Source organism: Paracoccus denitrificans (assembly GCF_900100045.1).
Lineage (GTDB): Bacteria > Pseudomonadota > Alphaproteobacteria > Rhodobacterales > Rhodobacteraceae > Paracoccus > Paracoccus denitrificans.
Genome location: NZ_FNEA01000011.1, coordinates 131,311 through 153,398 on the forward strand (window position 1 = coordinate 131,311; position 22,088 = coordinate 153,398).

The window sequence follows — 22,088 nt, forward strand, 5'->3', positions numbered from 1 at the left end:
CGCCCGACGCATCGCATCGTTTACGGACAGGATCATGGCCTCGCATCACGAAATCACCGATCACAAGCACGGCGAAATGGACATCCGTCATCAGCAGGCGACCTTTGCCGGCTTCATCAAGGGCGCGACCTGGGTCAGCATCCTTTCCATAGCCGTGCTGGTGTTCCTGGCCCTGGCCAACTCCTGATCCTGACCGGGGAAAGACCAAAGATGCAAAGGCGTGCCTTCCTTGCGCTGGCGCTGCCGGCCGCGCTTGCGGCCTGCGGTGCCGACAACAAATGGGCCAGCGACGAGGCGATCCGCCGCGCGCGCTATGTCTCGGACGAGCCGCCCTCGATCACGCTGTTCAGCGTCATCGGCATCCCTCGCGGCGAGGGCGGGCATTCCGCGCTGATGATCAACGGCAGCCAGCGGGTGATCTACGACCCGGCCGGCAGCTGGGAACATCCGGCGATCCCCGAGCGGCACGACGTGCTTTACGGCATCACGCCGAACTTCAGGAACTTCTACATCGACTACCACGCGCGCTCGACCTACTGGGTGGCCGAGGACACGGTGCGGGTGCCGCTGTCCGTTGCCGATGCCGCGATTCGCTCGGTCGAGCGGCAGGGCGCCTCGAACAAGAGCTTCTGCGCCGTCAACACCGGCAAGGCGCTGAGCCGCGTGCCGGGCTTCGAGGGCGCGCCGACCGGGTTCTCGGTGCTCAAGCTGCGCGAATGGTTCCTGACCCTGCCGGGCGTGACCTCGCGCCGGCACATGGACGGCGACCCGGCCAACAACCACGACGTGCTGCTGCGCCAGAAAAGCGGCTCGATCACCGGCTATGGCCGCGACGGCCAGCTTCACGTGATGAGGTAAAGCGCCGCGTAAAGCGTGGCCATCCCGCTGAGGATGGCCGCCAGCACGTTGCGCGTCGCCACCCCCACCGCCACAGCCACCGCCGCCGCGATCATCCGCGCCGGATCGGGCTGGCCATGCGTGGCCGCCGGCCAGACCACCAGCGGCGCCACGATGGCCGGCAGCACCCCCACCGCCGTATAGCGCAACAGCCGCTGCGCCCAGAGCGGCATCGGCCGGCTGCCGAAGACGCCAAGAAAGGACCAGCGCAGCCCATAGGTTCCCAGCGCCACGGTCAGGATGATCAGCCAGATCGTCGCATCGCTATAGCCGGTCACAGGCGGGCTCCGTTTCTGCGTTCCATCAGCACTTCGACCCCGGCGCCGGTCAGCATGGCCAGGGGCGCGGCCACGAACAGTCCCAGCCCCGAGGGCAGGAAGGCAAAGACCAGCGATCCCACCACCGCCACCAGCGCCGCCGCGAGATGCGCCGGGCTGCGCAGCATCGGCGCGATCAGCGCCAGGAAGGTGATCGGCATGGCGAAATCCAGCGCCCAGTCCTCGGGGATGGCCTGGCCCAGCCAGACGCCCAGCAGTGTCGCCAGCAGCCAGATCGGGCAGGTCGCCAGCACCGCGCCCAGGAAATAGCCGATGCGCTGTTCAAGGTTCAGCCGGGGGTGCTTTTCATAATGCTGGATCGCCAGCGCATAGCTCTGGTCGACCAGCACATAGGCGATCCAGGCCCGGTCGCGCGGCCTTGCCCTGCCCAGCCAGGGCACCAGCGAGGCCGAATACATCGCCATGCGCAAATTAACCGCGATGGCCGAGACGATGATCACCAGCGCCGGCGCGTGATCCGTCATCAACTGCACGGCGGTGAACTGCGATGCCCCGGCCAGCACCAGAACGGTAAATCCCAGGATCTGCGGCAGGTCCAGCCCCGCATCCGTGGCCACCACGCCGAACAGCATGCCAAAGGGCAGAAGCACCAGGATGAAGGGCAACGCCTGCACGAAGCCGTGGCGCACGCATTGCGCCGGCTTGCGCCGAAGGGCGCGGCTTTGCTCGGGGGTCAGGCAGGAATCGGCCGCAAGATCGGCTTGCGCGGTCATGATGAAATCGGCTCTTGATCGGAACAGGGTTGGCGGCACATTGGCCAAAACCGCTGGCCGACACAAGAACCTCCATACAAGGCCCCCACCAATACAAGGACCGCCATGCCCGGACCGCAGACCCCGCCCCGTATCCAGCGCGGCATCCCGCCCCGGCTGCATGATGCGGCGGCTGCGCTGTACTGGCGGCATTTCGGGGCGCAGATCCTGCCATGGCCTGCCACGGCGCGGCAGGGCGTGGCGCTGGTCCGCGCCGCCATGCGGCCCGAACAGGCGCTGGTGGCGCTGGCGCCCTCGGGGCGGCTGGTCGGGATGGCCGGGCTGCGCGACGCGGGCGGCGGCTTTCTCGCCCCCCATGCCAAGGGTTTCGTTGCGGTCTGGGGTCCAGCGCGAGGGCGGCTGCGGCATCTGGCGACCGGGCTTTACCGGCCGGGCGCCGAAACGGCGGATCTGGTGCTGGACGGCATCGCCGTGCAACCGCAATGGCGCCGGCAAGGCATCGCGCGCGCCTTGATCGGGGCCGCCGCCGCCCATGCCCGCCGGCTTGGCCACCCCGCCCTGCGCGCCGAGGTCGAGGCAGGAAATCATGGCGGCATGGCGGCATGGCAGGCGATGGGCTTTCAGCCGCTGGCCCGGCAGAGGCTGGGCTGGCCCTGGTCGGCACCGGCCCATGTGCTGCGGCTGGCGCTTTAGCGCGCCTCCGCCGCCTCGTCTTCGGCTTCCGTCCCGGTGCGGCCCAGCATGCCGGTCACCTGAGCCAGCAGCGTGAAGGCCCGGCCCGAGCGTGTCTCGGCCAGCACGGCCAGCAGTTCCGCGTCGCTGTCCTGCGCCTTGCGGCTCATCAGCCGGTCGAAATGGCGCAGGAAGTGATGGGCCACGTCGCGGAAAACCTCGTCGCTGCGCAGCATGGCGCCGGCGCTGGCCAAGGCGTCCTCGTCGCGAATCACCGCCAGCGCCGCCACGGTTTCGCCGCGTGCGCCCTCGGCGAAGCGGCGCCACAATGCCGGATCGGTCTGCGGCATCGCCAACTCGTCCATATAGACGCCCTGCCCGGCCAGCAGCGTGACCACGTCCTGCGCTGCCCGGATCAGCCGGGCCATGCCCGGATCGGCCAAGGCCAGCCGCAGGCAGCGAATCGCCTCGCGATCCTCGGGCCCATCGGGAAAGTTCAGCGCGTGGAACAGCTCGGTGGCGGTCAGTTCGGTCTCGGGCAGCGAATCAAGCTCCAGCGTGGCCTGCCGGGCATCCGCCGCCGGGCGCGGCGCGGGCGGAACCGTGCTGCGCCGCACGGCAGGCGCGGGCGCCGGCGCGACCGGACGCGGCTCGGCCATGGGCTCGGCCGCCGCGCCCTCGCCCTGCATCCGGGCCAGCATGGCGCGCAATTCCTCGGCCTCCAGCCGCAGGATCAGCAGGCTGCGCGCCGCCCAGACCGCCAGCCAGACCAGCGCCAGGGGCAAGAACACCCCGACCAGCCAAAGTGGCCAGCCCACCGCACCCTGCCCCTCGGCCTCGGGGCCGAAAAACGCGAACAGCCCGACCAGCACCAGCCAGGCCAAGCCGACCGCCGCGCCGATCATCAGCGCACGGTTGCGGGCCTGTTCGACGGCCAGCCTGCGCAGCGGATCAAGCGAGTCCATGCGCCGGGCCCCAATCTTCAGACATAGCGGATCGAGATGATCTCATAGGATTTTCCGCCCCCCGGCGTCACCACTTCGATGCTGTCGCCCTCGTCCTTGCCGATCAGGGCGCGGGCCAGGGGCGAGCGGATGTTCAGCAGACCGCGCTCCAGATCCGCCTCGGCCTCGCCGACGATCTGGTAGGTCCGTTCTTCCTCGCTGTCCTCGTCGACCAGCGTGACGGTGGCGCCGAACTTGATGCTGCCGTTCAGCCTGGTCGGGTCGATGACCTCGGCACGAGACAGGATCATCTCCAGTTCCTTGATGCGGCCTTCGACGAAGCTCTGCTTTTCGCGCGCGGCATGGTATTCGGCATTTTCCGACAGATCGCCATGCTCGCGGGCCTCGGCGATGGCGCGGATCACCGCCGGGCGCTGGACCGAGCGCAGTTCGCGCAATTCCTCGTCCAGCTGATCATAGCCCGCGCGGGTCATCGGTATCTTTTCCATTCCAGTCCTTCCGGTCGCAACGGTGCGACGCCAGTCAACACGAAACAAGCTGTTGGAACGCCCCCGGCCATCGGCCGGGGGCGCCCGCTGAAAATCCGAAAGGCATCGTGGCGCGATCCGGCCCCTGTTTCAAGTCCCGCCGGAGCGATCCGCAACAGCCCGGCGAGAAAACGTCGCAAGTTGATTATCGTGCGTCGCGTTAAGATTGCCCGAAAGAATATTACGCGCTAGGTCTTGCGCGCAGATTGTCGAGCTAGGGAAGTTGGGGGCCGAGCCATGTCCGAAATTGAACGCGAGTCGATGGATTACGACGTGGTGATCGTCGGCGGCGGGCCTGCGGGCCTGTCGGCGGCGATCCGGCTGAAGCAGGTGAACCCCGAGCTTTCCGTGGTGCTGCTGGAGAAGGGCTCCGAGATCGGCGCGCATATCCTCTCGGGCGCGGTGCTCGACACTTCGGGCCTCGACCGGCTGATCCCGGACTGGAAGGACAGGGGCGCCCCGGTCACCACCGAGGTCACCCAGGACAACTTCTACATCCTCGGCCCGCATGGCCAGGTCCGGGTGCCGAACTGGCCCATGCCGCCCCTGATGAACAATCACGGCAAATACATCGTCTCGATGGGCAATGTCTGCCGCTGGCTCGCCGAGCAGGCCGAGGCGCTGGAAGTCGAGATCTTCCCCGGCATGGCCTGCTCGCAACTGGTCTACGAGGGCGACCGCGTCGTCGGCGTCGTGGCCGGCGAGATGGGGCTGAATGCCGACGGCTCCCCCGGCCCGGCCTACGAGCCCGGCATGGAGCTGCGCGGCAAATACGTGCTGATCGCCGAGGGCGTGAGGGGCAGCCTCGCCAAGGAGCTGATCGGCAAATACGACCTCTCGGCCGGCCATGAGCCGCAGAAATTCGGCCTCGGCATGAAGGAGATCTGGGAGATCGACCCGGCCAAGGCCCGCCCCGGCACCGTCACCCACACCATGGGCTGGCCCTTGGGCAAGAACGCCGGCGGCGGCAGCTTCATCTATCACCTCGAGGGCAACCAGGTGCTGGTCGGCTTCGTCGTGCACCTGAACTACGCCAATCCCTATCTCTATCCCTACATGGAGTTCCAGCGCTTCAAGCACCACCCGCTGGTCGCGGACCTGCTGGAAGGCGGCAAGCGCGTGGCTTACGGCGCCCGCGCCATCTCCGAGGGCGGCTGGCAGTCGATCCCCAAGCTGACCGTGCCGGGGGCGGCGCTGCTCGGTTGCTCGGCCGGGCTGGTGAACGTGCCGCGCATCAAGGGCAACCACAATGCCATGCTGTCGGGGATCGCCGCGGCCGAGGCGGCAGCCAAGGCCATCGCCGCGGGCCGCGAGGGCGACGAGCTCACGGACTACGAGGCCGACCTGCGTTCCGGCCCCATCGCCCGCGACCTGAAGCCGGTCAGGAACGTCAAGCCGCTGTGGTCGAAGCTGGGGCTGTGGTCTTCGCTGGTGCTCGGCGGCTTCGACATGTGGGTGGCGAACCTGACCGGCTGGAACCCCTTGGGCACCTGGAAGCACGGCAAGACGGATGCGCAGGCCACCGGCAAGGCGGCGGATTTCCAGCCCATCGACTATCCGCGCCCGGACGGCAAGCTCAGCTTCGACCGGCTGACCAACGTGGCGTTTTCCTTCACCAATCACGAGGAAAGCCAGCCCTGCCACCTGAAGCTGAAGGACCCCGCGGTGCCGATCGCGGTGAACCTGCCGCTTTATGCCGAGCCGGCGACCCGCTATTGCCCGGCCGGGGTCTACGAGGTGCTGGAGGGCGAGGGCGGCCCGCGCTTCCAGATCAACTTCCAGAACTGCGTGCATTGCAAGACCTGCGACATCAAGGACCCCAGCCAGAACATCAACTGGACAACACCCCAGGGCGGAGACGGACCCAACTACCCGAATATGTGATCGCAGCCGGGCACGCCGCGCCAGCCGCGGCGTTGCCCATCGGCGCTGCGGCGGCTAGGGTCGCTGGCGCAATCGCCGAGACATGGGCCCAAGCCGTGACCACAAGACTGATCCCGCTGGCGCTGATCGCGCTGCTGCCGCTGCTGCAAGGGCCCGCCATGGCCGCGCCTTCGCTGGCCCAGGCCCAGGACCCCGCCGCCGGGAACAGCGAGCGGCCGGCGCATCGCCCGGTCGATGCCGCGCCGGACCTGCGCGGCCTCTCCGGCCCCTATCTGGCCGCGCGCATGGCCGCGATCCAGAACGACTATTCCGTGGCCGCCCGCTATTACCTCCAGGCGCTGGCCCATGACGACAGCGACCCCTTCCTGCAAGACAGCGCGCTGGTCGCGCTGATCTCGGCCGGCGAGATGGAGCGTGCCGCCGCGCTTTCCGGCACCATGTCCGACCAGGGCCGCGCCACCGAGCTGGCCCGGCTGGTGCAGCGCGCCGAGATGGCCCGGGCCGGGCGCTGGGACGCGCTGATCGAGGCCATCGACTCCGCGCCCTCGCCCGGGGGCAACGCCACCCCCGGCGGCGGCATTCTGGTCGACGGCATGATGCGCGCCTGGGCGCTGCTGGGCGCCGGAAAGGCCGGCGAATCGCTGACCGCGTTCAAGAAGCTGGCCGAATTGCGCGGCGCAGCGCCGATGGTGAACTACCACCTGGCCCTCGCCAAGGCGCGGGTCGGCGATTTCGAGGGCGCCGAGCTTCTGCTGGCCGATCCGGCCACCGGCGCGCATATCCTGGGCGTCATCGCCCGCGCCCAGGTGCTGTCGCAACTGGAACGCAACCGCGACGCCATCGCCATGCTCGAGGCGACGCCCGGCTTTGCCGAGGAGCCCTATCTGGTGGCGCTGCGCGACCGCATGAAGCGGGGCGAGACGCTGCCCTTCGATTCGGCGCGCGGCCCCGCCGACGGCATGGCGCAGGTATTCCTGACCTTCGGCTCGGTGCTGGCGACAAGCGACGAGCCCGATCCGCTGGCGCTGATCCATGCCCGGCTGGCCGAATACCTGGCCCCCGACCTGGGCGAGGCGCGGCTCTTGTCCGCCCAGCTCCTGCAGGGCTTCGGCCAGTTCGACCTGGCCGAGCACGAATTCGAGGCCCTGCGCGAGCTTGGCGACATGCGGCCCGTCGCCGAACTGTCGCGCATCGACGCCCTGGCCCGCGCCGAGCGGCTGAACGATGCCGAAAAGGCCGCGCTGGCGCTGACCGCCGCCCATCCCGAACTGGCCCAGGGCTGGATCGCGCTTGGCGACATGCTGCGCCAGCAGGACAAGTTCGGCCAGGCGGTCCCGGCCTATGACAAGGCGCTGAGCCTGATCGGCGACAAAATCCCCGAGGCGCGCTGGTTCCCGCTTTACGCCCGCGGCATTGCGCTGGAACGGTCGGGGCAGTTCTCCAAGGCCGAGGCGGATTTCCGCGCCGCGCTGAAGATCCGCCCGGATTCGGCGCAAGTGCTGAACTATCTGGGCTACAGTCTCGTGGACCGCAGCGAAAAGCTGGACGAGGCGCTGGCGCTGATCCAGCGCGCGGTCGAGCTGCGCCCGGACGACGGCTATATCCTCGATTCGCTGGCCTGGGCCTATTTCCGCCTCGACCGCTATCCCGAGGCCGTGGCGCCGATGGAGCGCGCCGTGGCGGCCATGCCGGGCGATCCGCTGGTCAACGACCATATGGGCGACATCTACTGGATGGTCGGCCGCAAGCGCGAGGCCGAGATCCAGTGGCACCGCGCCCTGTCGCTGAAGCCGGAAACCGAGGCCGAGGTGCACCGCATCCGCGCCAAGCTGGAACGCGGCCTCGATGCCGTGCTCGAGGAGGAAAAGGCCAACGGCGGCAAGCTGCCCGAGGTCCGCGCCCCGGAACCCGCCAGGGCCGACTGAACCATGCCGCTGCACCGGCGCGAGGCCGCGCCCGCCAAGCTGAACCTGACCCTGCATGTGACCGGCCGCCGCGTGGACGGCTATCACCTGCTCGATTCGCTGGTGGTGTTCCTGGATCTGGGCGATGTGGTGACGATCGCACCGGGCCCCCTGTCGCTCAGCCTGACCGGCCCCTTCGCGCCGGGGCTCGCGGCCGAGCCCGACAATCTCTGCCTGCGCGCCGCACGGCTGGCCGGACGCGAGGCGCGGATCACGCTGGAAAAGAACCTGCCGGTGGCCTCGGGCATCGGCGGCGGCTCGGCCGACGCGGCGGCGGTTCTGCGCGCGCTCGACGCCAGCCCCCGGCGCCCGGAGGCTCTGGGCGCCGACGTGCCGGTCTGCCTCGCCAGCCGTCCGGTGCGAATGCGGGGGGTGGGCGAGATCCTGGCGCCGCTGCCGGCATTGCCCGAACTCAATGTGCTGCTGGTCAATCCCGGCCGCGGCCTGTCGACGCCCGCGGTGTTCAAGGCCCTGGCGCGGCACGACAATCCGCCGATGCCCGAACCGCTGCCCGATTTTCCCGACGCGCAGGCGCTGATCGGCTTCCTGCATGAATGCCGCAACGACCTGGAGGCACCGGCCATCGCCCTGATGCCGGGAATCGCCGACTGCCTCGCTGCGCTCCGCAGCGCGGGCGCGCAGCTTGCCCGCATGTCCGGCTCGGGCGCGACCTGCTTCGGGCTTTTCGCCAGCGCGGCCGAGGCTCAGGCCGCCCGCGCCCGCATCGCCGGGACAAATCCCGGCTGGTGGGTGGCCGCATCTGGACTTGCGCCGGCAAAGCACTAACCTGCCGCTGAAATCCACAAGGGGAAAACCATGCTGCGCCTCGGCGTCAACATCGACCACGTCGCCACCATCCGCAACGCCCGCGGCACGCCCTGGCCCGACCCGGTGCGCGCCGCGAAGCTGGCCGAGGAAGCCGGCGCCGACGGCATCACCGCCCATCTGCGCGAGGATCGCCGCCATATCTCGGACGGGGATATCGACCGGCTGATGGAATCGCTGCACCTGCCCTTGAACCTGGAAATGGCCGCGACGGCGGAAATGCAGGCCATCGCGCTGCGCCACCGCCCGCATGCCGTCTGCATCGTTCCCGAAAAGCGCGAAGAGCGCACGACCGAGGGCGGGCTGGACGTGGCCGGAAACGAGGCATTCCTCGCCGATTTCATCGCGCCGCTGCGCGAGGCGGGCTGCCGGGTCTCGCTCTTCATCGGCCACGAACAGGACCAGATCGAGGCCGCCGCCCGCATCGGCGCCGCGGTGGTGGAACTGCATACCGGCGCCTATTGCGACTTCGACACCGAGGGCCGGCTGGCCGAACGCGACCTGGAACTCGAGGCGCTGCGCAGGGGCGCAGCCCAGGCGCATCTCCTGGGGCTCGAGGTCCATGCCGGCCATGGCCTGACCTTCGACACGGTCGGCCCGATCGCCGCCATCTCCGAGTTGCGCGAGTTGAACATCGGGCATTTCCTCATCGCCGAATCGGTCTTCCTCGGCCTCGGCCCGGCGATCCGCGAGATGCGGCGGAACATGGACGCGGCCCGCGCCTGATCTTTCCGTTTCTCAAATACCCACGTCACCACAGGACCCACCAGGCGCATGATTCTCGGCATAGGCTCGGACCTCTGCAACATCGACCGCATCGCCGGGGTGCTGGAACGCCACGGCGACCGCTTCCGCCGGCGGGTGTTCACCGAGACGGAACTGGCGCTGGCCGGGCGCCGCCGGCATGAGGCCGCGACGCTGGCCAAACGCTGGGCGGCCAAGGAGGCCTGCTCCAAGGCGCTGGGAACCGGCCTCGCCATGGGCATCAGCTGGAAGGACATGGCGGTCAGGAACCTGCGCGGCGGGCAGCCGACCATGGAGCTGACCGGCTGGGCGGCCGAGCGGCTGGCCGCGATGACGCCGCCCGGCCATCGCGCGCATGTCCATGTGACGCTGACCGACGACCATCCCTGGGCCCAGGCTTTCGTGGTGATCGAGGCGCTTCCCGACGATGCGCAGGCCGGCACGGCTTGACTTTGCCGTCCCCCGCGCCCCATGAACGCGCGACTTGCCGATGAAGGGAATGGCATAAAATGGCCAAGAGCGAAGCCCGCAAGGATGGGGGCATCTGGGAAACCGTCAAGACCATCTTCTGGGCGCTGGTGATCGCGGGCGTGTTCCGCACGCTGTTCTTCCAGCCGTTCTGGATCCCCTCGGGCAGCATGAAGGACACGCTGCTGATCGGCGATTTCCTGTTCGTGAACAAGATGGCCTATGGCTATTCGCGGGTCTCCTGTCCCTTCGCGCTCTGCCCGATCTCGGGGCGCATCCTCGGCTCCGAGCCCGAGCGCGGGGATGTCGTGGTCTTCCGCCATCCGACGCGGGGCGACGATTTCATCAAGCGGGTGATCGGCCTGCCCGGCGATCGCATCCAGATGAAGGGCGGCGTGCTCTGGATCAACGGACAGGAAGTGCCGCAGCAGCCCGCCGGCACCTTTACCGAGCCCTACGCCCCGCAAGGTCCGCAGCAAAGCCTGCCGAAATGCCGCAACGAGCCGGTGCCGGAAGGCGGGATCTGCGAAAAGGACCGCCATACCGAGACGCTGCCCAACGGCGTGGCGCATGACGTCCTGAACATCATCGACAACGGCCCCGGCGACAACACGGCGGAATTCACCGTGCCCGAAGGGAACTATTTCTTCCTGGGCGACAACCGCGATAATTCGGGCGACTCGCGCTGGCCCGCGGCGGTCGGCGGCGTCGGCATGGTGCCCGCCGAATACCTGATCGGGCGCGCGGACAGGATCATGTTCTCCTCGGCCGGCAAATCTCTGCTCTACTTCTGGACCTGGCGACCGGATCGGTTCCTGAAGGCCGTGGACTAAGGGAAGAATTGCCGCGGCGCCCCGCGCCGTGGCAGGATCGGCACATGAAGATTTCCGCAGACCTGCGCGCATTCTCGGAACGGCTGGGGCATGAGTTCTCGCGCCCCGAGCTGTTGCGCCGCGCGCTGACGCATGGCTCGATCGCCAGCACGACACGGCCCGACAACCAGCGGCTGGAGTTCCTGGGCGACCGGGTGCTGGGGCTGACCATCGCCGAGGCGCTGTTCTCGGCCGACCGCGCCGCGACCGAGGGCCAGCTTGCGCCGCGCTACAACGCGCTGGTCAAGGGCGAGACCTGCGCCGCCATCGCCCGCGAGATCGGGCTGGGCGAGGTACTGAAGCTCGGCCGGTCCGAGATGATGTCGGGCGGACGGCGGAAAGAGGCGCTGCTGGCGGACGCGATGGAAGCGGTGATCGCCGCCGTCTATCTCGACGCCGGTTTCGAAACCGCGCGCGGCGTGGTGCTGGGCCTCTGGTCCGACCGGCTGGCCAATGTCGAGACGGATGCCCGCGACGCCAAGACCGCATTGCAGGAATGGGCGCAGGCGCAGGGCATGAGCCCGCCGCGCTATGTCCAGATCGCACGCACCGGCCCCGACCACGCACCGGAATTCCAGATCACCGTCCGGCTGGACGACGGCCGCGAGGCCAGCGCCAGCGGCAAGGGCACGAAACGCAGCATCGAACAGGCCGCCGCCACCGCGATGCTGGAGCAAATCGAAAGAACGCCATGACCCAGACACGCGCGGGCTTCGTCGCCCTGATCGGCGAGCCGAATGCCGGCAAGTCCACCCTGCTGAACCGGATGGTCGGGGCCAAGGTCTCGATCGTGACGCATAAGGTGCAGACCACCCGCGCCCGCATCCGCGGCATCGCCATGCGCGGCGCGAGCCAGATCGTCTTCGTCGATACGCCCGGCATCTTTCGCCCACGCCGGCGGCTCGACCGCAGCATGGTCAAGGCGGCCTGGGGGGGCGCGGCCGATGCCGACGTGATCCTGCTTCTGATCGAGGCGCATCGCGGGCTGACCGACGGCACGCAGGCGATCATCGACAACCTGCGCGACCATGCCGGGACGACCCCGGTGGTGCTGGTCATCAACAAGATCGACCGGGTGAAATCCGAGACGCTGCTGGCGCTGTCGCAACAGGTCAATGCCGCCTTCGACTTTACCCGCACCTTCATGATCTCGGCCGAAAAGGGCCATGGCTGCGACGACCTGCTGGAATGGCTGGCCGGGCAGGTGCCCGAGGGCCCCTGGCTCTACCCCGAGGACCAGGTGGCCGACCTGCCGATGCGCATGATCGCCGCCGAGATCACCCGCGAAAAGCTGACCCTGCGCCTGCACGAGGAAATCCCCTATCAACTGACGGTGGAAACCGAGCGCTGGGAGGAGAAAAAGGACGGCTCGGCCCGGGTGGACCAGATCGTCTATGTCGCCCGCCCCGGCCACAAGGGCATCGTTCTGGGCAAGGGCGGCGAGACGATCAAGGCCGTGGGCCAGGCCGCCCGCGCGGAACTGGCCGAGTTCATGGGCCGCCCCGTCCACCTGTTCCTGCAGGTGAAGGTGCGCGAGAACTGGCTGGACGAGGCCGAACGCTATAACGAGATGGGCCTCGACTTCCGCGACGGCGATGCCTGAGGCGCGGCTGGCCGCAGGCATATGGGTCGCGGCCTATCTGCGCCGGCTGGGCCTTGCCGACATCCCGGCCTATGTCACCCGGCACGGCGACGACACCGCAGGCAGCGTGATGGTGAAATGCGCCACGCTGGACGGCCGCGCCAGCCTTTGGGTCCGCGAATGGGATTTCGAGACCGACCGGCGGCTCTGGCTGCAACTGAACGAGGCCGGGGAACGCGAGATCGACGCCGAGATCGCACGCAACGCCGCCCGCGATCCAGACCTGTGGGTGATCGAGATCGAAAGCCGGGACGGCCGCACCCTGCTGGACGAGCCGGGCCTGGCCTGAACCGGCAAAATGAGTATTTGGGGAACGAAGAAGCCGGGCCCTTGCGGCGGAAAATGGCCGCCTGCGCAGCCCCGCCGGCCCGACCGGGCGCCGCGAGGTCTCGCGCCCCTAAATATTGTGGCTTTCCCGTGACATTCCGTGCAGCGCACACTATAAGATGCGGGTCCAAGGCAGGATAAGAAGACAATGACCGAACCCGCCCCCCAGACCTCCGACTACGGCGCCGATTCCATCAAGGTTCTCAAGGGCCTGGAAGCGGTGCGCAAGCGCCCCGGCATGTATATCGGCGATACCGACGACGGCTCGGGCCTGCACCACATGGTCACCGAGGTCGTGGACAACGGCATCGACGAGGCGCTGGCCGGTCATGCCGACTTCGTGCGGGTGAAAATCCATGCCGATGGCAGCGTCTCGGTACGCGACAACGGCCGCGGCATCCCGGTGGACATGCACCCGACCGAGGGGGTCAGCGCAGCCGAGGTCATCATGACCCAGCTGCATGCCGGCGGGAAGTTCGACCAGAACAGCTACAAGGTCTCGGGCGGCCTGCATGGCGTCGGCGTTTCGGTCGTCAACGCGCTGTCGGACTGGCTGGAGCTGCGCATCTGGCGCGGCGGCAAGGAGCACTACGCCCGGTTCGAGAACGGCGACACGGTCGAGCACCTGCGCGTGGTCGGCGATGCCGAGCCGGGCGAAAAGGGCACCGAAGTGCGCTTCCTGGCCTCGTCCAAGGAGGATCGGCCGGACGGCACCTTCCTGAACCGCGAATACAGCTACAAGGTGCTGGAAAACCGGCTGCGGGAACTGGCGTTCCTGAATTCGGGCGTGCGCATCATCCTGGAGGACGAGCGCCCCGCCGAGCCGCTGCGGACCGAGCTTTACTATGAAGGCGGCGTGCGGGAGTTCGTGAAGTTCATCGACCGCTCGAAAACCCCGGTCATGCCCGAGCCGATCTTCATCACCGGCGAGCGCAACGGCATCGGCATCGAGGTGGCGATGTGGTGGAACGACAGCTACCATGAAACGGTGCTGCCCTTTACCAACAACATTCCGCAGCGCGACGGCGGCACGCATCTGGCCGGCTTTCGCGGCGCGCTGACCCGCGTCATCAACAATTACGCCCAATCCAGTGGCGCGGCCCGCAAGGAAAAGGTCGATTTCACCGGCGACGACGCCCGCGAAGGGCTGACCTGCGTGCTGTCCGTAAAGGTGCCGGACCCGAAATTCTCCAGCCAGACCAAGGACAAGCTGGTCTCGTCCGAGGTGCGCCCGGCAGTCGAGGGACTGATCGGCGAGAAACTGGCCGAATGGTTCGAGGAAAACCCGGCCGAGGCGAAATCCATCCTCGGCAAGATCATCGAGGCGGCGCTGGCCCGCGAAGCGGCGCGCAAGGCCCGCGAACTGACACGCCGCAAGACCGCGATGGACGTGGCCAGCCTGCCCGGCAAGCTGGCCGACTGCCAGGAAAAGGACCCGGCGCTGTCGGAACTGTTCATCGTCGAGGGCGACTCGGCCGGTGGCTCTGCCAAGCAGGGCCGTTCGCGCCAGAACCAGGCCGTGCTGCCGCTTCGCGGCAAGATCCTGAACGTGGAACGGGCACGGTTCGACCGGATGCTGTCCAGCGACCAGATCGGCACGCTGATCACCGCGCTGGGGACCGGCATCGGGCGTGACGAGTTCAACCTGGACAAGCTGCGCTACCACAAGATCGTCATCATGACCGATGCCGACGTGGACGGTGCGCATATCCGCACGCTGCTGCTGACCTTCTTTTTCCGGCAGATGCCGGAGCTGATCGAGGCAGGGCATCTCTATATCGCCCAGCCGCCGCTCTACAAGGTCAGCCGCGGCCGCTCCGAGGTCTATCTGAAGGACGAGGCGGCGCTCGAGGATTACCTGATCGAACAGGGCGTCGACGGCGCCAGCCTGCGGCTTGGCAATGGCGAGACCCTGACCGGCGCCGACCTGGCCCGCGTGGTCGAGGAGGCGCGCGTCGTGCGCCGCATCCTGCGCGCCTATCCGACGCATTATCCGCCCCATATCACCGAGCAGGCCGCCATTGCCGGCGCACTGGTCCAGGGCCGGGTCGATGCCGATGCGCAGGGGGTGGCGAATGCCGTGGCGCAACGCCTCGACATGATCGCCGAGGAATATGAGCGCGGCTGGACCGGCCGCCCGACGCAGGATGCCGGTATTCGCCTGACCCGCCTGCTGCGCGGGGTCGAGGAAAGCCGCACCCTGGACGGCCCGATGCTGCGCAGCGCCGAAAGCCGGCGGCTGGGCGCGATGACCGATGCGCTGCGCGATGTCTATGGCCAGACCGCGCAGTTGATCCGCAAGGATCGCGGCATCCCGATCCACGGCCCGATGAGCCTGCTGCAAGCCATCTTCCTGGAAGGTGAAAAGGGTCTGTCGCTGCAGCGCTACAAGGGCCTGGGCGAAATGAACCCCGAGCAGCTTTGGGAGACCACGCTGGACCCGGCGGCACGGACCATGTTGCAGGTGCGGGTCGAGGATCTGGGCGAGGCCGACGACATCTTCACCAAGCTGATGGGCGATGTGGTCGAGCCGCGGCGCGACTTCATCCAGCAGAACGCCCTGAGCGTGGAAAACCTGGATATCTGAGCCACGCCAGCCCTCGAATTGCGCCAGAGAGCTTACCGTTCCCTGCGCAGCCCAAGGGGTCTTGTTGCTATCATGTCGCGAATTGCGCGACAAAATGGTATCATTGCATGAGCCTTCTTGCAGCAGGCAGACCACAGGACTAGCTAACGGCCAACTCCGATACCGGCGCTGCCACGCCCTGCCGGTATCGCGACATGAAGGAGTTGTGAATATGTGCGCTGTTCTTGTGAAAGCTTCCCTGACCGCTGGGGCCGTGGCCTCGCTGGCCCTCGGCACGGCTCTGGCCGCGAATGCGGGCGGATACACGCCCCCTGTCGTTGATACCGACGTCACGGCCCCGGTCGTCGAAAGCGCGCCGGTCGGCGATTGGGCGGGTGCCTATGCCGGCCTGACGCTGGGCTATGCCTTTGGCGGCGACGACCGCGTCGGATTCACCGAAGTCGACACGGGCACCTATCTGGGCGATGCCGGGAAACTTGAGCTTGGCGGCGCCAATGCGGGCCTGCATGTGGGTTATCGCTGGCAAAGGGATCGCTGGGTCTTCGGCCCCGAACTCGGCTTCGAGGCGGGCAATATCAAGGACACGATCACCTTCGACAATCAACTTGGCGGCTCGACCGATGTCTCGTCGAAGATCAGGAACGTCCTCGCACTGCGCCTGAAGACCGGCTATGCGCTGCGTCCCGATCTTCTGCTTTACGGCATCGCCGGCATCGCGCGCGCCGACGTCGAATACAAGGTTGCGGGCACCGATGGCAGCGGCGGCTCGATGAGCGAGAGCCGGGACTTCAAGAGCAATGGCTATATCGTCGGCCTTGGCGTCGAGAGAAAGCTCAGCGACCGCATGTCGGTGACGGGCGAATATGAATATGCCAACTTCGGCAAGACCACCCGGACTTTCCAGGTTGACGGAGGGGTCTCGACCCAGGCCACTCCTGATTACCACAACGTGAAACTCGGCCTGAACTTCAAGTTCTGACCCCGGACGGTTGAGCCGGCTCCACGAACGGAAAGGGGTCGCCTTGGGCGGCCCTTTTTCGTCACGACCGGCGGCGCCGACCCAGCGGCAGGGCAATAGCGCGGGCGCCGCAGGCGATCGCCAGCCCCTGCGGCACCAGCGCCGCCAGCGCCGGATCGTCATGCGAAAGCCCGCCGGTATAGGCACCGAAAGCCGGCAGCAGCAGGTGATCGCGGCCCAGCAGAAAGGCGCGGCGGCGTTCTCCGGCCAGCCGCACGACGGGATGGAAATGCCCCGAGACATCCGGCCCCTCCGCCGCCTCGTGCCGCAAGGTGACGCGGCCCAGCGGCAGGCTGTCCGCCGCCCGCCCCGGCAGGCCGGCAGGCGCGCCGGGATCATGGTTGCCGCCGATCCAGATCCAGTCCCGCCCCCGCGCCAGCCGCCGCAAGGCGCCGGCGACCTGCGGGTCCAGCGCCTCGGTCGCCGCCATGTCGTCAAAGCCGTCACCCAGACTGACCACCGCTTGCGGATCGAGCGCCGCGATCTCACCCGCCAACCGCTCCAGGGTCGCCAGCCCCTCATAGGGCGGCAACAGGGGACCGCCGCGCCGGGCCATGCGCTCGGACTTGCCCAGATGCAGGTCGGCGACGATCAGCGCCGCGCCTTCCGGCCACCACAGTGCACCCGAGGCCCGCGCCTCGAAACGCAAGCCGTGGAAATCGAAGCCATATCCGTTCATGCGATCCCTTCCAGCCCGGCCTCGGCCATCAGCGCCTCGGCCTCGATCTGCGCCAGCCGCTCGCGCCCCTCGCCGCGGATCGGCACCCGGCCGACCTCCAGCAGCAGGGGCGCGGCCATGGGCGAGACCCGCTCCAGCATCCGATGCTCGCGCCGGGGCGAGCGGTCCAGCATCTCCTCGATCCGGCCGAAATCGACAAGGCCCCGCCCCGCCTCCTCGGCGGTGATGCGCAGCATCAGGTGGCCGGGATCGTATTTGCGCAGCGTGTCATAGAGAATGTCGCTGGAAAAGGTCGCCTGCCGCCCGGTTTTTCGCTGCCCCGGCATGTTGCGCTGGGTCAGCCCGGCGACGGTGGCGACATTGCGGAAGGTGCGCTTCATCACCGCATTCTCGCCCAACCAGTCGCCCAGGCCCGCCCGCAGCCGCGCCCGGTCCAACAGCGGCGCGGGATCGCGCACCGCGTCCAGCGACCAGACCAGCAGCGCGTAATCGGTGGACAGGAAACCCAGAGGCCCCAGCCCCTCGTCCTCCATCTCGCGGGTCAGCAGCAGGCCCAGCGTCTGCAAGGCATTGCGGCCGGCAAAGCCGTAAAGCGCGAAATGCCACAGGCCCGCATGGGGAAAGCTTTCCGACAGCAACAGCCCCGGTTCCGGCAGGGCCGAGACCTGGGCCTGCAAATCCAGCCATTCCCGCGTCTGCGCCGGCAAGGCGCCGTGCCGCGCCGGATCGCCGATCAGCGCCAGCACGCGATGGGAAAGCTGCGTTGACATGGCCAGCTTGACGCCGGAATAGACCGCGATCTTGGGCTGTCGGGTCGGGTCGGGCGTGACCTCGATCACCATCTCGCGCATCGCATCCATGCGCACGACCCGGCCGCCGATCAGGAAGCTGTCGCCGTGGGTCAGGCTGGCGGCGAATGCCTCCTCGACCTCGCCCAAAGGCGCACCGCCGCGGCCGCGCAGCCGGACCTTCATCATCTCGGCCTCGACGATGGTGCCGACATTCATGCGCAACAGCTTCGCCGCCCGCGGGTCGCGCAGCTGCCACAGCCCAGCCCGCAGCACCAGCCGCTGCCAGCGGTCATAGGCGCGTAGCGCATAGCCCCCGGTCGCGGCGAAATCCAGGCAGGCATCGAAATCCGCCCGGCTCAGCCCACGATAGGGGCCGGCGGTAACGACCTCGGCAAAAAGCGCATCGGCATCGAAGGGCGCGGCGCAGGCAGTCAGCCCGATATGCTGGCATAGCACGTCCAGCGGCCCCGGCCCGCGCCGATCGCCGTCCAGGTCGCGCTCCCGCACCGCCTCCAGAGCGGCCACGCATTCGATCTGCTCGAAACGGTTCGCCGGCACGATCCGCGCCCTGGACGGAGCGTTATAGCGATGGTTCGCCCGGCCGATACGCTGGACCAGCCGCTTGACGTTCTTGGGCGCGCCGACCTGGATCACCAGATCGACGGCGCCCCAGTCAATGCCCAGGTCCAGGCTGCCGGTCGCCACCACGGCGCGCAGTTCGCCTGCCGCCATCGCCGCCTCGACCCGCGCCCGCTGCTCGCGCGCCAGGCTGCCGTGATGCAGGCCGATGGGCAGGTTCTCGTCATTCTCGGCCCACAGCGCCTGGAAGAACAGCTCGGCCTGCGCGCGGGTGTTGATGAAGATGATCGTCGTGCGCGCGCCTTTCACCGCCTCCAGCACCTCGGGGATGGCGTAATGCCCGCCGCCGCCGGACCATGGCGCAGGCTTGGCGGTGGGCAGCATGGCGATGTCGGGATCGGGGCCGGGATCGGCCTCGACCACGGTAACCAGAGCAGCACCCGCCATGAACCCCGCCAAAGCCTGCGGATCCTCGACCGTCGCCGACAGCCCCGTCACCCGCAACCCGGGCGCCAGCCGCCGCAGCCGGGCCAGCCCCAGCATCAACTGGTCGCCGCGCTTGCTTTCCGCCAGCGCGTGCAATTCGTCCAGCACCACCCGGCGCAAGCCGCCAAAGATCGCCGGCGCCTCGGGATAGCTCAGCATCAGGGCCAGGCTTTCCGGCGTCGTCAGCAGGATCTCGGGCGGATCGACGCGCTGGCGGCGGCGCTGGCCTTGCCCGGTGTCGCCGGTCCGGTCCTCGACCCGAATCTCCAACCCCAGCTCGGCCACCGGCCGGGCCAGGTTGCGGCCGATATCCGCCGTCAACGCCTTCAACGGCGAGACGTAAAGCGTATGCAGCCCCGTCCTGGCGCCTTTTCCATTTTCCAAATACCCATCTTGCGACCGCCCCACCCGCGCCAGGTCCACCAGCGAGGGCAGAAACCCCGCCAGCGTCTTGCCGCCGCCGGTCGGCGCGATCAGCAGGCTGTCGCCCTCGGCCGCCAGCAGGGCCAGCTGATGCGGATGCGGCTGCCAGCCCTGCCGCACGAACCAGTCCTGGAACTCGGGCGGCAGGATCACAGCATCGCCTCAAGTGTTTCAAGACGATCGGCCTCAGCGGCAGGCTTGTCCCAGCGGATACGGCTGATGCGGGGAAAGCGCATGGCCACGCCCGAACGGTGCCGGGTCGAGCGGTTCAAGCCCTCGAAGGCCACCTCGACCACCAGTTTCGGCGCCAGCGCCCGGACAGGTCCGTAACGCTCGACGGTATTCTGGCGCACGAAGCGGTCCAGCTCGCGCAGTTCGGCATCTGTAAAGCCGAAATAGGCCTTGCCCACCGGCACCAGTTCGCCGCCATCCCACAGGCCAAAGGTGAAGTCGGAATGAAAGCCCGAGCGTTTGCCATGCCCGCGCTGCGCATAGATCAGCACCGCATCGACCACCATCGGATCGCGCTTCCACTTGAACCATGGCCCGCGCGGCCGGCCGGCGACATAGGCGCTGTCGCGCCGCTTGATCATCACCCCCTCGATGACGGCGGCGGGCGGTTCGGCGCGCAGCGCGGCCAGATCCTCCCATGTGGCAAAGTCCAGCAGGGGCGAGATGTCGATCCGCGGCCCGAAATCCACGGCTTCCAGCACGGTGCGGCGGGCGCCCAACGGCTCGGCGCGCAGGTCGCGGCCGTCCCACAGCAGCAGGTCGTAAAGCCGCAGTCCCGCCGGATGGCTGGCAAGCAGCCCCTTGCCGACGGTCTTGCGGTTCAGCCGCTTTTGCAGGTCGCCGAAGGGCGCCACCTCGCCCTCGCGCCGCACGATCAGCTCGCCATCGGCGGTGCCGTCGAAATCCATCGCCTCGATCACGTCGGGAAAGGCGTGCGAGATATCCTCGCCCGTGCGGGAATACAGCCGCCGCATGCCGCCTTCGCTGACCGCCTGCACGCGGATGCCGTCCCATTTCCATTCCGCAAGGTAATCGCCGGGGTCCAGCGCGCGCAGCTCGTCCAGGTCGGTCGGCGTGGACAGCATCACCGGCCGGAACGGCGCCAGCGCCGCGCTTTCCGGCCGCGCCCCGCCGCCCAGCCAGCCGAACAGCGGCGCATAGGGCGGCGCGAGCCCGTGCCAGATCTCCTCGATCTCGGGGACCGAGGGCACGCCCATCCCCGCCAGCGCCGTCCGCGCCATGCGGGCAGAAACGCCGATGCGCAGGTTTCCGGTGGCAAGCTTCAGAAAGGCCAACCGCTCGGACGGGCCCAGCCGGTCCAGCATGCCGGCGATGGCGCCGGGCAGCGCCGCCTTGCCGGTCCCCTGCAACAGCGCGACCGCCTGGGACAGCGATGGGTCGTCCTCGGCCCCCTCGGGCCAGAGCAGCGCAATGGTTTCGGCCAGATCGCCGACGAAATCGTAGCTCAGCGCCAGAAGCTCGCCATCCACCCGCTCGGCCGCCAGCCCCCGCAAAAGCGAGGGCGTGACCCTGCGCAACTCCAGATCGCCGGTCAGCGCGGCCAGCGCCCAGCCGCGATCCGGGTCGGGCGTGCGCTCCAGATAGTGCTGCAAAAGCTGCAGCTTGGCATTACGCGCCGGCGTGAAGGCCAGCCGTTCCAGAAGGGCGGCAAAGGCTTTCATTCCGCCTCGTCCTCGTAACCCACCAGCCGCAGCGGCCGGGCGGGGATCTGCGCCAGTTCGCACCAGCGGATCACGCCGTCCTCGGCGCCATGAGTGACCCAGACCTCGGATGGCGCCAGTTCCGCCAGCGTGCCGGTCAGCGCCGGCCAATCGACGTGGTCGCTGATGACCAGGGGCAGCTCGACCCCGCGCTGCCGCGCCCGCGCCCGCACCGCCATCCAGCCCGAGGCAAAGCCGATCACCGGGTCGCGGAACCGCTGCACCCAGGGGCTGGCAAAGGCCGATGGCGGCGCGATCACCAGTTGCGCCGCGACATCCTCGGCGGTCGCCGGCACCAACTCGCCCAGCTCGACACCGCGGGCCGCATAGAAATCGCACAGCACCTTCAGTGCGCCATGGATGGCAATGGGCGCGTCATAGCCGGCCTCGCGCATCAGCGCGATGACATGCTGCGCCTTGCCCAGCGCATAGGCGCCGATCAGATGCGGGCGGTCGGGAAACTCGGCCATGCTGGAGAGCAGCTTCACCACCTGCGTCGTCGGGTCGGGAAAACGGAACACCGGCAGGCCAAAGGTCGCCTCGGTCACGAAGACGTCGCAGGGCACCGGCTGGAACGGCGCGCAGGTCGGGTTCGGCTGGCGCGCATAATCGCCCGAGACGACGATACGCCGGCCCCCGGCCTCGACAGCGATCTGGCTTGACCCCAGCACATGTCCGGCCGGGTGAAAGCCGACGGTGACGCCGCCGATGCGCATCTCGCCATCGGCCACCTGCGTCGCACCGGCAAAGCCGTCGCCCATGCGCAGCCGCATGATCTCCAGCGTCTCGGCAGTGGCCATGACCGCGCCATGGCCAAAGCGGGCATGGTCGGAATGGCCATGCGTGATCAGCGCGCGCTCGACCGGCTTCAGCGGGTCGATGTGAAAGCCGCCCTCGGGGCAGAAAAGACCGGCCTCGGTCGGGAACAGGATGGAATCGGCGCGCATGATCCGA

22 protein-coding genes are annotated in these 22,088 nt (G+C 68.4%); 14 read left to right on the plus strand and 8 right to left on the minus strand.

Annotated elements, in window-relative coordinates; all coding sequences use genetic code 11:
- Window positions 1–34 precede the first annotated feature (34 nt).
- Both BLT64_RS11660 and BLT64_RS11665 read left to right on the plus strand, forming a co-directional pair.
- The gene (locus BLT64_RS11660) at window positions 35–187 is read left to right on the plus strand and encodes an aa3-type cytochrome c oxidase subunit IV (protein WP_041529744.1); all 153 of its coding nucleotides are present in this window, start codon (window positions 35–37) and stop codon (window positions 185–187) included.
- A gap of 23 nt (window positions 188–210) precedes the next feature.
- Window positions 211–858 carry a hypothetical protein gene (locus BLT64_RS11665; RefSeq protein ID WP_011746778.1) on the plus strand — a complete coding sequence of 216 codons (648 nt, stop codon included), beginning with the start codon at window positions 211–213 and terminating at the stop codon, window positions 856–858.
- On the opposite strand, the gene BLT64_RS11670 is transcribed toward BLT64_RS11665, so the two are convergent.
- On the minus strand, window positions 843–1,175 hold the full coding sequence (locus tag BLT64_RS11670; RefSeq protein ID WP_011746777.1) for an AzlD domain-containing protein: 333 nt from the start codon (window positions 1,173–1,175) through the stop codon (window positions 843–845). The two genes, BLT64_RS11665 and BLT64_RS11670, sit on opposite strands and share 16 nt — an antisense overlap.
- Window positions 1,172–1,948 carry an AzlC family ABC transporter permease gene (locus BLT64_RS11675; protein WP_011746776.1) on the minus strand — a complete coding sequence of 259 codons (777 nt, stop codon included), beginning with the start codon at window positions 1,946–1,948 and terminating at the stop codon, window positions 1,172–1,174. Before BLT64_RS11675 ends, BLT64_RS11670 begins: the two co-directional genes overlap by 4 nt.
- 105 nt (window positions 1,949–2,053) lie before the next feature.
- On the opposite strand from BLT64_RS11675, the gene BLT64_RS11680 reads away from it, so the two are divergent.
- The gene (locus BLT64_RS11680) at window positions 2,054–2,641 is read left to right on the plus strand and encodes a GNAT family N-acetyltransferase (RefSeq protein ID WP_011746775.1); all 588 of its coding nucleotides are present in this window, start codon (window positions 2,054–2,056) and stop codon (window positions 2,639–2,641) included.
- Here the strand turns inward: BLT64_RS11680 and BLT64_RS11685 are convergent.
- Entirely contained in the window at window positions 2,638–3,585 is a 948-nt protein-coding gene (locus BLT64_RS11685) for a hypothetical protein (protein WP_011746774.1), read from the minus strand. The genes BLT64_RS11680 and BLT64_RS11685 overlap by 4 nt on opposite strands.
- 17 nt (window positions 3,586–3,602) lie before the next feature.
- Window positions 3,603–4,073, minus strand: coding sequence for a transcription elongation factor GreA (greA, locus tag BLT64_RS11690; RefSeq protein ID WP_011746773.1), 471 nt, complete (start codon window positions 4,071–4,073; stop codon window positions 3,603–3,605).
- A gap of 276 nt (window positions 4,074–4,349) precedes the next feature.
- Here greA and BLT64_RS11695 point away from each other — a divergent pair, with 276 nt between their 5' ends.
- From BLT64_RS11695 to BLT64_RS11745, 11 genes are all read left to right on the plus strand, one after another.
- Entirely contained in the window at window positions 4,350–5,996 is a 1,647-nt protein-coding gene (locus BLT64_RS11695) for an electron transfer flavoprotein-ubiquinone oxidoreductase (protein ID WP_011746772.1), read from the plus strand.
- Window positions 5,997–6,091: 95 nt separating this feature from the next.
- Window positions 6,092–7,921 (plus strand): tetratricopeptide repeat protein, encoded by a 1,830-nt coding sequence (locus BLT64_RS11700; RefSeq protein ID WP_041529743.1) that lies wholly within the window; start codon window positions 6,092–6,094, stop codon window positions 7,919–7,921.
- Between the two features lie 3 nt (window positions 7,922–7,924).
- A complete protein-coding gene (locus BLT64_RS11705) occupies window positions 7,925–8,746 on the plus strand; it encodes a 4-(cytidine 5'-diphospho)-2-C-methyl-D-erythritol kinase (RefSeq protein ID WP_011746770.1) in 822 nt (273 codons plus the stop codon).
- Window positions 8,747–8,776: 30 nt separating this feature from the next.
- Window positions 8,777–9,511 carry a pyridoxine 5'-phosphate synthase gene (locus BLT64_RS11710; protein WP_011746769.1) on the plus strand — a complete coding sequence of 245 codons (735 nt, stop codon included), beginning with the start codon at window positions 8,777–8,779 and terminating at the stop codon, window positions 9,509–9,511.
- 48 nt (window positions 9,512–9,559) lie between these two features.
- Window positions 9,560–9,979 (plus strand): holo-ACP synthase, encoded by a 420-nt coding sequence (gene acpS / locus BLT64_RS11715; protein WP_011746768.1) that lies wholly within the window; start codon window positions 9,560–9,562, stop codon window positions 9,977–9,979.
- Window positions 9,980–10,038: 59 nt separating this feature from the next.
- Window positions 10,039–10,830 carry a signal peptidase I gene (gene lepB, locus BLT64_RS11720; RefSeq protein WP_011746767.1) on the plus strand — a complete coding sequence of 264 codons (792 nt, stop codon included), beginning with the start codon at window positions 10,039–10,041 and terminating at the stop codon, window positions 10,828–10,830.
- 44 nt (window positions 10,831–10,874) lie between these two features.
- The gene (gene rnc / locus BLT64_RS11725; RefSeq protein ID WP_041529742.1) at window positions 10,875–11,564 is read left to right on the plus strand and encodes a ribonuclease III; all 690 of its coding nucleotides are present in this window, start codon (window positions 10,875–10,877) and stop codon (window positions 11,562–11,564) included.
- Window positions 11,561–12,472 carry a GTPase Era gene (gene era / locus BLT64_RS11730; RefSeq protein ID WP_011746765.1) on the plus strand — a complete coding sequence of 304 codons (912 nt, stop codon included), beginning with the start codon at window positions 11,561–11,563 and terminating at the stop codon, window positions 12,470–12,472. Before rnc ends, era begins: the two co-directional genes overlap by 4 nt.
- Window positions 12,465–12,800 (plus strand): DUF1491 family protein, encoded by a 336-nt coding sequence (locus BLT64_RS11735; protein WP_011746764.1) that lies wholly within the window; start codon window positions 12,465–12,467, stop codon window positions 12,798–12,800. Before era ends, BLT64_RS11735 begins: the two co-directional genes overlap by 8 nt.
- Before the next feature lie 186 nt (window positions 12,801–12,986).
- The gene (gene gyrB / locus BLT64_RS11740) at window positions 12,987–15,425 is read left to right on the plus strand and encodes a DNA topoisomerase (ATP-hydrolyzing) subunit B (protein ID WP_011746763.1); all 2,439 of its coding nucleotides are present in this window, start codon (window positions 12,987–12,989) and stop codon (window positions 15,423–15,425) included.
- Between the two features lie 211 nt (window positions 15,426–15,636).
- Window positions 15,637–16,404 carry an outer membrane protein gene (locus BLT64_RS11745; protein WP_011746762.1) on the plus strand — a complete coding sequence of 256 codons (768 nt, stop codon included), beginning with the start codon at window positions 15,637–15,639 and terminating at the stop codon, window positions 16,402–16,404.
- A 61-nt stretch (window positions 16,405–16,465) separates the two neighbouring features.
- On the opposite strand, the gene pdeM is transcribed toward BLT64_RS11745, so the two are convergent.
- The 4 genes from pdeM to BLT64_RS11765 are packed head-to-tail and all read right to left on the minus strand — an operon-like array spanning window position 16,466 to window position 22,081.
- On the minus strand, window positions 16,466–17,122 hold the full coding sequence (gene pdeM, locus BLT64_RS11750) for a ligase-associated DNA damage response endonuclease PdeM (protein WP_011746761.1): 657 nt from the start codon (window positions 17,120–17,122) through the stop codon (window positions 16,466–16,468).
- Window positions 17,119–19,554, minus strand: coding sequence for a ligase-associated DNA damage response DEXH box helicase (locus BLT64_RS11755; protein ID WP_011746760.1), 2,436 nt, complete (start codon window positions 19,552–19,554; stop codon window positions 17,119–17,121). The genes pdeM and BLT64_RS11755 overlap by 4 nt, the downstream gene beginning before the upstream one ends.
- Window positions 19,551–21,095 (minus strand): cisplatin damage response ATP-dependent DNA ligase, encoded by a 1,545-nt coding sequence (locus BLT64_RS11760; RefSeq protein WP_011746759.1) that lies wholly within the window; start codon window positions 21,093–21,095, stop codon window positions 19,551–19,553. Before BLT64_RS11760 ends, BLT64_RS11755 begins: the two co-directional genes overlap by 4 nt.
- The gene (locus BLT64_RS11765) at window positions 21,092–22,081 is read right to left on the minus strand and encodes a ligase-associated DNA damage response exonuclease (protein WP_011746758.1); all 990 of its coding nucleotides are present in this window, start codon (window positions 22,079–22,081) and stop codon (window positions 21,092–21,094) included. The genes BLT64_RS11760 and BLT64_RS11765 overlap by 4 nt, the downstream gene beginning before the upstream one ends.
- Window positions 22,082–22,088 lie beyond the last annotated feature (7 nt).